The organism is Halobacteriovorax sp. RT-2-4 (assembly GCF_047085445.1).
In the GTDB taxonomy this organism is placed as follows: Bacteria; Bdellovibrionota; Bacteriovoracia; order Bacteriovoracales; family Bacteriovoracaceae; genus Halobacteriovorax_A.
Genome location: NZ_JBKIXY010000002.1, coordinates 655,769 through 669,327, shown reverse-complemented (window position 1 = coordinate 669,327; position 13,559 = coordinate 655,769). Strand labels below are relative to the sequence as shown.

At 35.6% G+C, this 13,559-nt stretch carries 12 protein-coding genes and 1 tRNA gene; 8 read left to right on the top strand and 5 right to left on the bottom strand.

Annotation, left to right across the window (positions count from 1 at the left end; all coding sequences use genetic code 11):
- The first annotated feature begins 5 nt into the window (after positions 1 to 5).
- Positions 6 to 929 carry a hypothetical protein gene (locus ACMAYL_RS13625; RefSeq protein ID WP_412470286.1) on the top strand — a complete coding sequence of 308 codons (924 nt, stop codon included), beginning with the start codon at positions 6 to 8 and terminating at the stop codon, positions 927 to 929.
- A gap of 549 nt (positions 930 to 1,478) precedes the next feature.
- On the opposite strand, the gene ACMAYL_RS13620 is transcribed toward ACMAYL_RS13625, so the two are convergent.
- A tRNA-Asp gene (locus tag ACMAYL_RS13620) sits at positions 1,479 to 1,555 on the bottom strand.
- A gap of 181 nt (positions 1,556 to 1,736) precedes the next feature.
- On the opposite strand from ACMAYL_RS13620, the gene ACMAYL_RS13615 reads away from it, so the two are divergent.
- Entirely contained in the window at positions 1,737 to 2,822 is a 1,086-nt protein-coding gene (locus tag ACMAYL_RS13615; protein ID WP_103219178.1) for an SO_0444 family Cu/Zn efflux transporter, read from the top strand.
- Between the two features lie 30 nt (positions 2,823 to 2,852).
- Here the strand turns inward: ACMAYL_RS13615 and ACMAYL_RS13610 are convergent, their stop codons facing one another.
- Both ACMAYL_RS13610 and ACMAYL_RS13605 read right to left on the bottom strand, forming a co-directional pair.
- A complete protein-coding gene (locus ACMAYL_RS13610; RefSeq protein WP_412471247.1) occupies positions 2,853 to 4,994 on the bottom strand; it encodes a phospholipase D-like domain-containing protein in 2,142 nt (713 codons plus the stop codon).
- An 11-nt stretch (positions 4,995 to 5,005) separates the two neighbouring features.
- Positions 5,006 to 6,286: a hypothetical protein gene (locus tag ACMAYL_RS13605; RefSeq protein WP_103219180.1), complete on the bottom strand. Its 1,281-nt coding sequence runs from the start codon at positions 6,284 to 6,286 to the stop codon at positions 5,006 to 5,008.
- Between the two features lie 243 nt (positions 6,287 to 6,529).
- Here ACMAYL_RS13605 and ACMAYL_RS13600 point away from each other — a divergent pair, with 243 nt between their 5' ends.
- Positions 6,530 to 6,982 (top strand): hypothetical protein, encoded by a 453-nt coding sequence (locus tag ACMAYL_RS13600; protein WP_103219181.1) that lies wholly within the window; start codon positions 6,530 to 6,532, stop codon positions 6,980 to 6,982.
- Between the two features lie 56 nt (positions 6,983 to 7,038).
- On the opposite strand, the gene def is transcribed toward ACMAYL_RS13600, so the two are convergent.
- On the bottom strand, positions 7,039 to 7,551 hold the full coding sequence (gene def, locus ACMAYL_RS13595; RefSeq protein WP_412471246.1) for a peptide deformylase: 513 nt from the start codon (positions 7,549 to 7,551) through the stop codon (positions 7,039 to 7,041).
- 52 nt (positions 7,552 to 7,603) lie between these two features.
- Here def and ACMAYL_RS13590 point away from each other — a divergent pair, with 52 nt between their 5' ends.
- From ACMAYL_RS13590 to ACMAYL_RS13570, 5 genes are all read left to right on the top strand, one after another.
- Positions 7,604 to 8,080: a low molecular weight protein-tyrosine-phosphatase gene (locus tag ACMAYL_RS13590; RefSeq protein ID WP_103219183.1), complete on the top strand. Its 477-nt coding sequence runs from the start codon at positions 7,604 to 7,606 to the stop codon at positions 8,078 to 8,080.
- The gene (gene greB, locus ACMAYL_RS13585) at positions 8,061 to 8,552 is read left to right on the top strand and encodes a transcription elongation factor GreB (protein ID WP_103219184.1); all 492 of its coding nucleotides are present in this window, start codon (positions 8,061 to 8,063) and stop codon (positions 8,550 to 8,552) included. Before ACMAYL_RS13590 ends, greB begins: the two co-directional genes overlap by 20 nt.
- A 1-nt stretch (position 8,553) precedes the next feature.
- The gene (locus tag ACMAYL_RS13580; RefSeq protein WP_103219185.1) at positions 8,554 to 8,928 is read left to right on the top strand and encodes a DUF6165 family protein; all 375 of its coding nucleotides are present in this window, start codon (positions 8,554 to 8,556) and stop codon (positions 8,926 to 8,928) included.
- Between the two features lie 18 nt (positions 8,929 to 8,946).
- Positions 8,947 to 9,738, top strand: coding sequence for a class I SAM-dependent methyltransferase (locus ACMAYL_RS13575; protein ID WP_412471245.1), 792 nt, complete (start codon positions 8,947 to 8,949; stop codon positions 9,736 to 9,738).
- 116 nt (positions 9,739 to 9,854) lie between these two features.
- Entirely contained in the window at positions 9,855 to 13,037 is a 3,183-nt protein-coding gene (locus ACMAYL_RS13570) for an efflux RND transporter permease subunit (protein WP_412470283.1), read from the top strand.
- Here ACMAYL_RS13570 and ACMAYL_RS13565 read toward each other — a convergent pair.
- Positions 13,034 to 13,552 carry a hypothetical protein gene (locus ACMAYL_RS13565; protein ID WP_146037919.1) on the bottom strand — a complete coding sequence of 173 codons (519 nt, stop codon included), beginning with the start codon at positions 13,550 to 13,552 and terminating at the stop codon, positions 13,034 to 13,036. The two genes, ACMAYL_RS13570 and ACMAYL_RS13565, sit on opposite strands and share 4 nt — an antisense overlap.
- Positions 13,553 to 13,559: the final 7 nt, after the last annotated feature.

The following is a 13,559-nucleotide window of genomic DNA, read 5'->3' as shown; positions in this document are numbered from 1 at the left end:
ACACTATGAACAAGATTATTATTGGTTTTTCACTACTTTTAACATTACCAAGCATTACAGCTCAAGCAACACCTGTGTTGACATTTGACTCACTAGTAAACCCTGCAAAAGTAAAGCTTGTAGAAGAAAAAGTAACGAACATTTTAACTACGTCATTAGAGCGATCTAAAGTCTTAAAAGAAAACAACGAATCTGATTATAGAGACCTTGTTGAGCATATTAATATGTCATTCAATGGAGAACTTAAGCTTCTTCTAAAAAATAAAATCAAAACTGTATACGAAAGAAGAAAGAATACTTACACAGCAGATGAATCACTAGAAAGTGATGTTGCAGAATTCTTCCAGGAGATTAATGAAATTCATTCAGAAATGTCTGAACTTAGAACTAAGTCTGAAGGAGTTAATGGATGGGAAAAAGATGTCGAGAATAGAACTCACAAGAAAATTGCACAGCTTTGTAAATCTAAAACTTCAAACCTTTGCAATACCTTAGAGAGCCTAATCAGAGGTAGAACATTACATGCAGGTAATAAATGTATTTCGACTTCTCTTTCAAACTGTACTATTGATATTATTAAAGACATTGCTCGTTTAGAAGACAAGCCAGTACGTGAGTACGATAAATCTAAATATATTCCACATAGAAGTATGTATCTTCTTCCGATTAGTTTCTTATCAGAAAATAGTTATATTGATTCTTTAAAAGAAATTCATAGAAATAAGACAGAGATCAAAGTGTCTCATAGTACTTTCTTCAATAACACTATTTCTTATTCAGCTGAGGAAGTAAGTTTCAAGCTTAGTCGTAATGGAGCTTCTAGAGTTATATTTGGAGGCCAATATAGTAAAGTAGAAGATTCATTAGGGTATTTTTATGAACTATACTCTCAAAAAGAAACAACACCGAATATGTCAGCTTCATATTAATCAAGAAAAAGTTATATAGAACTTAAAAACAGTGCTTTAGGGTACTGTTTTTTTGTTTTTACTCGAAAAGAATTTTTATCAAATTCATTAAGAAGAACCCTTTAAAGGGGAGACTAATGATTTTGCCATACTGGCATTTCTTATTTGAAATTTAGTGATATTGAAAATGTTAGTGGGATTGCTTAGTTGGTTACCCGAATCGTCCCATCATCGTGTATACGTATAAATGTAGGTTGGTTATTTTGCGGAGAACCCTCTCTCCCTCGCATCCTGCTCGGTCGTGCAGGGTTGTTCCGCGCAAAATGCCTTCGTGGCATTTTTCGCGTCCAAAAAAAAAGCCGAGTGGGTTCTGACCTGCGGTGAGAGCGTAAGCTCTTAACGCTGAGTCTGCATAGGCTTGCGAAAGAATGGAACAAGCGTCAGCGCCGTGACATTGTGACCAGAGTTGCAGAAGCAAAAAATTGGCAAAAAAAAAGCCGAGTGGGTTAACTCGGCTTTTAATATCTTAGTCTCCGAAGAGATTAAAACTTGAATGTTACGAAATGAAAATGGCGGGAGCGAAGGGACTCGAACCCTCGGCCTTCTGCGTGACAGGCAGACGTTATAACCAACTTAACTACGCCCCCGCATTTCGTAAGACTTAATATAGGGATTTCGGTTTCATTCGTCAATAGAAAAATTTAAAAAAAGTTCAATTTTTTTTAGCCTGTCTATAAAATTTGTCTATGGTTGTGTGAAAAAGCCAGTAATAAAGGACGTTTCAGAATAATTCTGCTAAGATTGGTCAACGAAAAAAAGGTAAATTTTATGAGTTTTTTAACGTCACTTTGGAATTATATATTAGTATCGGCTCCGTTTTTAATGTTTGGGCTTCTTGCTGCAGGAGTTATTAAAGCTTTTATCTCTGTTGAGCGCATAAAGAAGGCAATGGGTGGTAAGGGATTAAAGGGAGCGGTAAAAGCCTCTGTCTTAGGTATTCCACTTCCTCTTTGTAGTTGCGCTGTTATTCCTACTGCGGCCACATTAAAAAAGCAGGGGGCTTCAAATTCGGCCACTTCTGCGTTTTTGATTGCAACACCTGAGTCTGGGGTTGATTCAATAGCCATGACTTATGGAATGATGGATATCCCAATGACGATCATCCGCCCAGTCGCTGCTTTTGTGTCGGCGTTTGTTGCTGGTGCTCTTCAATTAGTTTTTAAAACAGATAAAGATGTTGAACAGGTTAGTGGGGAAGTTAAGCCTAGTTGTTGTGGAAGTTCAAAAAAGAAAGATGAAAGTGTTATTGTAAAGCAAAGCTTTGCAAAGAAGGCGCAAGCTTCTGTTCACTTTGGATTTGTTGAGCTTGTTGATGATATGGCCATCTGGCTTGCCTTTGGTATTGTGGCCGGAGCATTCATTGACTTTGCACTTCCTGCTAATTTCTTTGATGGCCTTTCTGGTTGGGGTGGAAGAGGGGCAATTCTACTTGTAGGGATTCCTCTTTATATTTGTGCATCAGCGACGACACCTATTGCAGCTTCTCTTGTAATGAAGGGAATGAGTCCTGGTATGGCATTACTTTTTCTTTTAGTAGGTCCAGCGACGAATATCTCAAATATTTTAGTTATCGGGCAGTATATTGGAAAAAAAGGTGTTGTGATCAACCTTCTTTCAATTGCTCTTGTTGCGCTAGGTTTTTCTTTCTTAACGGACTACCTTTACAGTGCATTTTCATGGCCTCTTAACTTTAATGTTTCTCATCACAATCACGAGACATCAAGCTGGTGGGAAGTTTCATTAGCGGTAGTGTTTACACTTCTACTTCTTCGCTCACTACTATTTGTCGAGCTACCTAAGAGAGTAAAGAAGTATTTTGAAGATAAAGGAAATTCAGGTAGCTGTTGCGGTTAACAGCTACCTGTTTGAATATAGAACTCTTTATTATTTGTGGCGTTTTTCGATATCGTCTTTTGACTTATAGATCATACTTCCAAGAGCATTGATAATTGAAGATGAGCGTTTTCCAAAAGCAACCCCTTGAACATTTGCCTCAAAATTTTCGATATCAAAGATCTCCATCTTTTCTGAGTCATGCCAGTCTCGACTAAAGCGTCTTTCAAAGCTTGCTACTTCTTTCTTATCAAAGATCTGTGCACCAAATTCTCTAAATGAACCTTGGAGAGTATCTGGATTAATATTTGATGAACCACCTAGAACAGTGATTCCATCAATCGATGTAATCTTTCTATGGTTTTCTTGGTGATATTCTTTAGTTGAGCCGTCTGGAAAGTTTGCTGTAATACCATAAGTCTTACGTGCACGTACTTGAATTCCTGCATCAACAAGCTTTTTAACGAATAGGGTATTTGGGAGGCCGTTCATTCCAAAGTTTCCGTTGTGATCGATAACTAGCTTAATATCGAGAAGAGGGTTCTGTCTCTTGGCCTTTACAAGGGCATCGATTACATATGAGTCATATAGGAATAGCTGTTCCATAAAAATATTCTTTTCTGCCTTTGAGATCATATCAACGAGGATATTTCGAACATTCTTAATTGTTCCATCAACATCGGCTTCGGCAAGGCGAATAACGGAGTCACCTTTAATTTCATACTTTTCTTTCTTGATTCGCATATCTTCTAAGATTTGATCTTTTTGAGAGAGGTAGGCACGGTTATCGAAACCTTGTTCTTTATAGTAGAAACCTACTAGCTCTTTTGGGTCTTCCGTAAGTGCCGCTTGAAGATCGCGGTAGTAAGAAGCTTGAACAAGTCCTGCTGCAGCACCTGTTACGTAGATAGCATCATCGTAGTAGTAACCACCACTATGGTCAGTCCAGTTTTTTGAACCAAAATATGCTTGTGCATTTTCAGTGTTTCCATCAACGACAATTACTTTAGAGTGATCAATTTTTGATTCAAAATATGTACTACCTGACTCAAAATATTTGATCGCTTCAGCAGTTTTTGGGATTAGTTTTGTAATTCCAAAAGGGATACCTGGAGGGTGACGCTGAATATTTGCCTGAAGTAATGAGACACTTTTCTTTAAAACAGGGTCTTTTTCACGACGCTCTTTAATGTATTCAAAGATCGGCATCATCTCATCTAACATATTATAGTTAGTAGCATAGTCGTGTAGTAGGACAACTTTAAAATTAGGATTTTCTTTAAGCTTCTCTTTCGTTTGATCTAAAAGATACTCTGATAGAGTTGCTCCAAGAGTTCCTCCGAAGAGAAAAATATCGATAAAGATTGAGTCCTTAGAACTTGCAATCATATCACGAATCTTAATGTAAATCGGATCCTGTTGAAAAATGATATTTCCTGTAGGATCTTCAGGTGTTGGCATCTTAATATAATCAGAATCGAAGTCTAGAGTCCCACCTGCAAAGATAACTCTTTGATTCAGCCAATCGATACGCTCTAGCGAACGCTCGTTCTCCGAGACGATTTCTGTTTTATTTGAAGGAACAAAACCAAGCGCTGAAAGAGAGTAGTTATTAATATCACTAAATGTTTCTGAAAAATCAATTGTTGCAATTTCATTCTCTTTAATACTTCCGATTACATCTTTACTGCTTGCGATTTTCATTGCCTGTAGCTTTAATGTTGGAAAATAAGTTGAAATAGAATTTGATGTGATTCCTTTTCTAGTGATCTTTGTAAGAAGCTCTTGTGCAGCTTTTTTATCCTTATCCTTCGTTAGAGGATTATCAATAAAGTCTCTGAGTATAAATAGTTTATAGGCCAGGAAGTAGTAGAGAACCTTACCAAGCTCTTTTTCATTTGGAGAAACTTTTGTCCAGTAAGTAACAGGCATTGCTATTTTATTTGGCAAAACTTCGTCAATATTCTTTAAGAACTTTACTGCTTGTTTCTCTTTCGATTTATCGAGCTCTTTTATCGCATCAAAGAAAGTCGGAGCATGAGCATAGTCACGTTTTCCATAGACTGATTCGTAAGACTCTAGAAATAGTTTCTGTGAGTCGAGACGGTCTTTGATATTAAAGCTTGCTGCAAATGATTGCGTAGCAAGAGTTGAAAGTAGAGCTGTTGTTAATAATTTCTTTGTCGATTTCATTGTCGATCCTATTATTTAATAAATTTCTCTAGATTAAGTTTTTGTACAAGAAAGTCTGTATTTTCTTGTAGAAGAGTTTTTCTGATTGCATCTTTAACATGCATTCTTAAATCAAAATCTCTTGGGTTTGTCGTAATGCGACTCTTGCTCGTAAACTTCTTGTCTTTATGACTGTAAACTAAAGTTTTTAGCTCACCGTTGAAGTTTGTACGGATTGTGCCATTAGAGTAGTCTCCTTGAAATTTGAATTTGGAAGTTCTAATGTCGTTCTTTTTATCAAATACACTAAAAAGTCTTTTGAAGAAGCTATCGTACTTCTTATCAAGGGAAACAATCTCGCCAAAGTGAAAGATCGTTTTAGTTTTCTTAGGAACCAAGCTATCAAGATTGTATTCATAGATTGTATCAACAGTAAGAACTTGTGGTTCTTCATTCTTTGCTTCAAATTCCTGCTCTGTGATATTCAAATATTTTGATTTAAATGAATCTATTTTTAAGTCTGTAGGGTAGTTGATACGATAATACTTACGAAGTCGTACATATCCCTTTATTCCATTCTTTTTTGGATTGGGAATAGGTTGAGATATCTTCCAGTCTGTATCAATTAGCTCTGATGTCAGTGTAATTGCCCCACCGATATATTGATAAATATCGTTAGAAATTGGGATTTGTGTATCTAGGACACGATGTGAGAAATTCTTATTATAAGTTTGGAAAGCTTCATAAAGTGATCCTTGAGTCTCAAGGTTTATAAGTTGATTTGTTTGTAACTCATCCTTATATGAAACAGAGTCTTTATTGTAAGGTGTAAACATAATATCGAACTCAAAATTAGAATCGATAAGCTTATGAACCTTAACTGTATAAACAAAAGTATTGAGGAATTCTTTTGTTAATTCAGGAAGTAGTTCCGATTTTAAAGTCGTCCCTTCCTTATTTCCTTTTTCGATAAGTCTTTTGAATCCAGCACTAAGGCCTTTTTCAATTGCTTCTTTACCGTTTTTTGTGAAGTATTTAGCGCCTTTGTCTGACCAGAAGTCTACAGACATCTTGTAGTCGACATTTCCATTGAAGTCTTCATAGATGACATACTCTTCAAAAGGGAATAGTTGTGGGAACTCTTTGTATTCGCCAGGAACTTTTTGAGACGCTGGAGCTCTTCGTTCATGGATTTTTTCTTTCGAATAGACGTTATCAAACTTAGATGTTGAAAAGAATTGATATGCAACAAATGCATTAACACTAAGTACGCACGCTAAAGCAATAAAACTTTGTTTCTTACCTTCACTCATAGTATGTCTCTCTCATTAGTATTTATCCTTCTTATCTTGTCGGATTTTAAATGCAAAAACTTTACTTCAAATTCGTAATCTCTTGAAAATACTTGATAGAAGTAAAGTCAGACTCTATCACTTGTAAAAATAGCGAGTTGTTTTTTATAAAATCTCGCTCGACATATTACCTTTATTTAAGTTTAGAAAAATCTAGTTGGGCGTTATCGTTATTTACAACCAAAAAAAACATGGAGGAAAAAAATGAAAAAGGTAATTCTAAGTCTACTTCTTGCAACAGGTCTTTCTTTTAATGCGTCTGCAGCAGTTGGTATGTTAACAGGTAACTGCTACATCGCTTATACTGGACTACTGGCAATGAAAGTAGGTGTTGGTTACTCAGTAAAAGCAATCTTCTCAGGTGACCAAAAAGATTGGGCAAAAGCCGCTAAGATTGGTCTTGCTGGATTAATTGTTCTTGATAATGAAGGACTAGCAGAGTTTGGTCCTGTGTATGGAACAATTAAAGGTGTGAGTGCAGATCAAATTGCTATCTACAACTCTGAAGTTGAAGAAGCAAATTTAATCCTTGAAGAAGTTGTTGCTCAAATGGATCGAGACACTTCTGTAGCAGAGACTAAAGAAATTTGGGCACGCTACGAATCATCACTATCTCCTGAAACATTAGATGTAATGCGTGCAATTGTTTCAGAATAATAAATAAAACCTTCTACAAAAAGAAAGGCCCTCTTTATTAAGAGGGCCTTTTTATTTTATAAATTTTCTTCGTAAACGAGCTTTTTTATATCCTTTACATTATCTACGTAAAGTTTCCCATATAGATGGTCGATCTCATGTTGAAAAACTGTTGCTAAAAAGTCTTGTGCTTCAAAAACGACTTCCTCTGCCTTTTCATTTAAATATGTCACACGAATATGATTTGGTCTTTCTACATATCCTCTCAGTCCAGGAACCGAAAGACACCCTTCCCAATATCCATCTTCTTGTTCTGTTAAGAACTCAATTCTTGGATTGAAAATAATGAGCTTTCCAATTGGTGTTGCATCTTCGTATCGTGAATCCTCAGGTACATCAATTATTGTAACTTTCTTAGAAACACCAATTTGGGGAGCAGCAATTCCTATTCCACCTACTGCTAGCATTGAATCATTCATATCTTCTAGAAGTTGCTTTGTCTCTTCACTAAGAATTTCTTCTTTAGTAAAATCTTGTGCTATTTCTCTTAGAACTGGATCTCCCATTGTTCTGATTCTTTGTACTGTCATAATTTTATTCCTTTAAATTTACTTTCACCCTCGATTCTATCATAATTTCGTAATGAAAATCTTATTTGTTTGTCTTGGAAATATATGTCGTTCACCGGCCGCTGATGGGGTACTTCTACATCGTATTCAGGAGCTGGCCTTAGAAGAACAGATTCAGGTTGATTCTGCAGGTACTAGTGCCTATCACGCAGGAGAAGGTGCCGATAGACGTATGCAGGAGCATGCCTTGAAAAGAGGATATAAGCTTCCAAGTATTTCAAGAGGTTTCACAAAAAGAGATTTTGAAGAGTTTGATCTTATCGTTGCTATGGATAAGTCTAATTATCGAAATATTTTAAAACTTGACCCTGAGGAAAATTATAAAAATAAGGTTAAATTATTTTGTAGTTTTTGTAGTGGTCCATATACTTCATATGAAGAAGTACCCGATCCATACTTTGGTGGTGCAAGAGGCTTTGAGGAAGTGATGGACCTCGTTGAAAATGGAGTAGAAGGAATTCTAAGTCAATATGGCAATAAAGAAAGATAATTATATTACTCCCAAAGGCTTTGCAAAGCTCGAAGAAGAGTTAAATTTTTTAATGAAAACTGAAAGACCAGAGATAACTGAAACAGTTAAATGGGCTGCTTCACTTGGAGATCGATCTGAAAATGCTGATTATCAGTATGGAAAGAAGAGGTTGCGTGAGATCGATCGTCGCATTCGCTTTCTAAATACAAGAATCAATGCCGCCTTAATTGTTGATCCTCTCTCTGTCACAACTGATAAGATTCAATTTGGTGCAACGGTTACCTTAGAAGATGAGAATGGAAAAGAGAAGAAATATTCAATTGTAGGCGTCGATGAAGTGGACACGACAAAAGGATATGTCAGTTGGAAGTCTCCAATTGCTAGGGCCATGATTGGAAAAGAAGAAGGTGATGAGGTTATTGTTCAGGCACCAGGGGATGATTTTGAGTACACTATTATAGAAATTAATTATATTGATATTGAGGTATAAGATGATTATTGAATGTCCTGTTTCACTTGGTGAGCTCGTTGATAAGATGACTATCTTAAAAATTAAGACAGAGCGTATAGAAGACAATGAGCGCGTATCTTTGGCACAGGCCGAATATGATGAATTAGCGAAAACTTTGGCCGAACTAAATTTAGAAGGAATAGAATCTTTTATGAGTGAGCTTAAAGAGATTAATGAGAGGCTCTGGGTAATTGAAGATGATATCCGTCTTAAGGAAAAAGAAGCAGACTTTGGTGAGGAGTTTATCTCTCTGGCACGTAGTGTCTATAAAACAAATGATTTAAGATTTAAGGTTAAAAATTCAATCAATATGAGTTACAATTCAGGCATAAAAGAAGTCAAATCATATAAATAAATAACAAAAGAGTATTTAATGTCGAAAATTCCAACGAATTTAAAGTACGAACTTTATGAAAAGTCAGTCCAAAATCACGAAGTTGATATTGAATTTATCAACAAAGAATATAAGAAGATTTTTGGCCGCTCTCCAAGATCTCTACGTGAAGACTTTGGTGGTACAGCTGCAATGGCCTGTGACTGGGTAAAAGAAGGGAAAGATCGTGAAGCTTGGGGTATTGATCTTGATGAAGAGCCACAGGCATATGGAATGGAAAATCACTACTCTCGTTTAACAGAAGAAGAAAAAACACGTATGCATTATATTAATGGAAACGTGCTTGATGATTATGAATTTAAAGCTGACGTTACGGTTGCTTTTAATTTTTCGTATTTCATCTTCAAAGAAAGAAATGTTCTTCTTAATTATTTTAAACAAGTAAAAAAGAATATGGGACCTGAAAGTATCTTTATGGTGGATATCTTTGGTGGTGAAGAATGTCGTCAAGAGCTAGAAGAAGAGACTGAGCACGATGATCACACTTACTACTGGGATTGTGATAGCTACAATCCATTAACAGAGGAAGTTCAGTACTATATTCACTTTAAAACACATAAAGATGGAAAAATGTATCGTAAGGCCTTCTCATATGATTGGAGACATTGGTCAATTGGCGAGATCAAAGACATCATGGAGGATGCTGGATTTGAAAATATCATTACTTTCTGGGAAGGTGAGGATGATGATGGTTCAGGTGATGGTATCTTCTATCGTTCAACTGTTGAAGAGAACTGTGAGTCTTGGGTGACGTATATCATGGCCTACTAACGTATTTTCAATGCCTTAGTTAGTGTAAATTCGACAGAATTTCTTAAAACCTAAATAAATTCACATTTTTAGTGCTACAAGCTACTGTTTTTAAAATCTAAATAGGACAGTAGCTTGTGAAAAAACTAGTTTCATACTTTGTAGGAAATAGCTTTCTAGTAAACTTATTAAGTATCATGATGGTGCTCTTTGGGATTATCTCCCTTGCCCATATGAAACGAGATCTAATTTCAAATTGGTCATCAAAGAGAATTCAAATCACTGCCACATTGACTGGTGCAGGTGCATCTCAAATTGAAAGGTTTTTAACTTACCCAATTGAGCGTGCAATTAAAGGTAGTGCTGGTATCGATAAAATTTGGTCAAACTCGCAACAAGGGTATATGCGTATCAATGTTGATGTGAAAGATGAGTTTGAGGAAATAGGTGATTTAGAGACTCGAATTAAAGATGCTATTGAAACAATCCGTGGAGATCTTCCATCTGAAACTAAAGATATTGTCGTTCGCCATATTAAGCAAACAGATTCTTGGTTTAATTATTATGCAATTTTAAATTTTGAACAAAGTAATGACTTACACCAGAACTGGTTATTGAAAATAGAAGAAGAGCTTGAAAGAGTCGATGGAGTATCAAGAGTCGATACATATGGATATACAAAAGATCTTTATATTAAACTTAATGTCGATAATATGGCCCGCTATAGAATAGCGCCATCAGATGTTTATAATAAGATTAAAGAAACTTTTAGAATTTACCCTTTAGGAAGTATCCGTAAAGGAAGTGATTCTTATTCGATTGAAATTGAAAACTTAAACTACGATATTGAATCACTTAATAATCTTTTGATTCGTTCAAATAATTCAAGCCATACTTTGCGTCTAAGGGACTTAGCAACTCTTGAGTATCGCTTACCTAAAATTAAACGATCTAATTACATAAATGGGAAGCCAGGGATTAACTTTAATATCTTTAAAGATGTTGAAGCCGATTCAATTACACTAAAGGAAAAACTAGAAGAGAAGCTTAAAAAGATTAATGAGCAAGCTCCTGAAGGTGTGAATATCATAAGTGTTGAAGATGGTCCGGCATTCATTGAAAGACAAATTAATGCTCTACAATCAAATGCTCTAATGGGAATCGTTCTTGTTTTGATCACGCTTTGTTTATTTTTAGGTTTTAGAACTGCAATTATGACTTCTCTTGGGATGCCTCTTGCATACTTTTTTACATTTACAGTTCTTGAAACAATGGGGATTTCAATTGATCTAATCTCTGTTGTAGGGATGCTTCTTGTTATTGGGATCCTAGTTGATGATGCTATTATTATCTCTGAACAGTATATGCAAAATCTTGAAAACGGTGCCAGTTCAAAAGATGCGGCCGTAGGTGCTGTTCTTTCGACTTGGAAACCTATTTGTGGAACTGTTGCAACGACACTGATTGCCTTTGCCCCAATTCTTGTTGGGAAGGATTCAATGTCAAATATCTTAATGGCGATTCCTGTTGTGGTTTTCTCGGCGCTTCTTTTAAGTTTATTTGAAAGTTTCTTTATCCTTCCAAACCACTTAAAGCACTTTGTAACAAAAGCAAATGCACATCATGAGTCTAATTACTTCCAGCGCTTTAAAAGAGGGTATCTTAAATTACTCGATGGAGCACTAAGATGGCGCTATATTGTTTTAACAGGTTTCATTGTGGCAATGATTGGCTCAATAATCTTTGCGAGCAAGAATATTAACTTCAATTTCAATTTAAATATTTCTTCTGAAACAGTTGAATTTGTCGGTACTTTGAAAGAATCAAAAAATCTTGAAGACTCATATAAACAACTGACTCCTGTAGAAGAGGTTATGAGTAAGATTGACAAAAATAAGTATAATAACTACCAATTCTCAATTGGACAAAATTATACAAATGGTAAGAAGCAAGAGGGGCCACAGTATTTTAGTTATAGAGTTTCTTTTTCACAGCTTGATAATAATGTTGAGGCCAACAAGAAAGATGTACAAGACTTCCTTAAGGAACAACTTAAAGAGCTTGAGAAAACTGGTAAGTTTGAAAGGCTAGAGGTTAAGATTGCAAAGGGTGGAGATGATGAAAGTCGTGAAAACCTTGTCGAAGTAACAATTCAATCTCTTTCTCCATTTAATGTTGAAGAAGTGACAGAGTATACTAAAAAATCGATTGAGGATTTAAAAATTGAGGGAATTAAATCAGTTGATCTTGATGATTCGCTTTTTAAAGACGCTTGGATTTTTACACCTCATAAAAATGAGATTCAATCACGAGGACTTTCTCTGGCTCAAGTCTCAAGTCAATTAGTTCAGTTCATTAGTAAGAATGAAGTTTATGAGTATACAAGTGGTAATCGAAAGATTCGCTTTTTAACTTATGCAGCTGATGGCGATGATCTAAATTTCGAAGAACTAGGTAACCTTCCTGTCGTTCTGGCAAATGGTGAGATCATAAAGTCATCTGATATTGGAGTTTGGAAAAAAGAAAAGAAGCAATCGACAATTAGGCACTCAAATTTAATGAGAAAAGTTGTTGTTGATCTTCCGTTTGATAAAGAAATTATTAAAAAAGAAGTTCTAATTAAAAAGGTTGATCTACTAACTCAAAAGCTTTCAAAGAAGTATCCAGATTTAATGTTTAATGCACAGGATGCTGATGAGCAGTCGAGAAAGAATAAGAGTTCAATGGTTAAGAAATTTGCTTTTGCTCTTCTTGGTATCTTCTTTATTTTAGCGATTGTTTTAAGAAGTATTATGCAGCCGATCTTAATCTGTTCGGCCATTCCTTTTGGAGTGATAGGTGTTATCTGGGCATTCTACTTCCAAGGACTCGACATTAGTTTAATGGCGATTATTGGTATTATTGGTATGGCCGGAGTTGTTGTAAATGACAGCTTACTTCTTGTTGTTACAATTAATGAGAAAAGAAGTGATTGGTTTAGCTTTCATCGTCCAGAGATTTTAGAAGGGGCAGGAAGTCGTCTAAGAGCGATCATATTAACAAGTATTACAACACTTGGTGGTGTATTCCCAATGGCATATGCAATCGGTGGAGATGCCGGATTTACGAAAGGCCTTGCCATGAGTATGGGGTGGGGACTTCTATTTGCGACAGTTTTAACTCTTGTGGTTCTTCCATGTATGCTTCTTATCCAAAGAGACTTCATGGTTTTCTTTAAGCGCAAAATTTTAAGAATGAATAGAGTAGAAGAAGTTGAAGAAGATATTGATGATGTTGTTATCGTGACAAATAAATTAGAAGAAGAAAGTGTTATTCATTAGAATAACTCTTTCTCTGCTTCTTTCGCTTTTTGTTCTTCAATCTTTTTAATCATTGATTCACGTTTTAGAATACGTTCAATTCTATAGAGGATAGTTTTCTCTAGAATTCCATCCGAACGTACAAGGCGCCAACCTTGTAGAAAATCTTTTTCAATCATTTGGCGTCGGTAAATTGAAACCTTAGAAACTTCTTGTTTTCCGCGATATCCTTTAATGACATTAATAACTAATTTAAATTGGGCCGCTTTAACCATCTCTTTTGAGCCGAAGGCATCGGAGAAGTTAATTTGACTCGTGTTGTTGATCCAGCGTGTTTTTACGACTCCAGCTTCTTGATTTTTTACTGAAATATCATACTGTTGCATGATCTCAAGAACAGCTTGCCATGTCTGGTTAAAATTCGACTTATAAGTTTTTGAAGGTATTTCTGATTCTTCAACTAATTGTTCAAATTGTTCATATGAACTACAACTAAATAGCAGGGAAAAAAGCACTATTATTTTTAACATTTTCATATAATTA

What these genes read in the sequence shown, in the direction of transcription:
- ACMAYL_RS13575 (WP_412471245.1), top strand. Translation starts at nt 8,947, where the DNA reads ATGTCGAAAATTCCAACGAATTTAAAGTACGAACTTTATGAAAAGTCA.
- ACMAYL_RS13615 (WP_103219178.1), top strand. Translation starts at nt 1,737, where the DNA reads ATGAGTTTTTTAACGTCACTTTGGAATTATATATTAGTATCGGCTCCG.
- ACMAYL_RS13590 (WP_103219183.1), top strand. Translation starts at nt 7,604, where the DNA reads ATGAAAATCTTATTTGTTTGTCTTGGAAATATATGTCGTTCACCGGCC.
- def (WP_412471246.1), bottom strand. Translation starts at nt 7,551, where the DNA reads ATGACAGTACAAAGAATCAGAACAATGGGAGATCCAGTTCTAAGAGAA.
- ACMAYL_RS13565 (WP_146037919.1), bottom strand. Translation starts at nt 13,552, where the DNA reads ATGAAAATGTTAAAAATAATAGTGCTTTTTTCCCTGCTATTTAGTTGT.
- ACMAYL_RS13600 (WP_103219181.1), top strand. Translation starts at nt 6,530, where the DNA reads ATGAAAAAGGTAATTCTAAGTCTACTTCTTGCAACAGGTCTTTCTTTT.
- ACMAYL_RS13625 (WP_412470286.1), top strand. Translation starts at nt 6, where the DNA reads ATGAACAAGATTATTATTGGTTTTTCACTACTTTTAACATTACCAAGC.
- greB (WP_103219184.1), top strand. Translation starts at nt 8,061, where the DNA reads ATGGCAATAAAGAAAGATAATTATATTACTCCCAAAGGCTTTGCAAAG.
- ACMAYL_RS13605 (WP_103219180.1), bottom strand. Translation starts at nt 6,286, where the DNA reads ATGAGTGAAGGTAAGAAACAAAGTTTTATTGCTTTAGCGTGCGTACTT.
- ACMAYL_RS13610 (WP_412471247.1), bottom strand. Translation starts at nt 4,994, where the DNA reads ATGAAATCGACAAAGAAATTATTAACAACAGCTCTACTTTCAACTCTT.
- ACMAYL_RS13580 (WP_103219185.1), top strand. Translation starts at nt 8,554, where the DNA reads ATGATTATTGAATGTCCTGTTTCACTTGGTGAGCTCGTTGATAAGATG.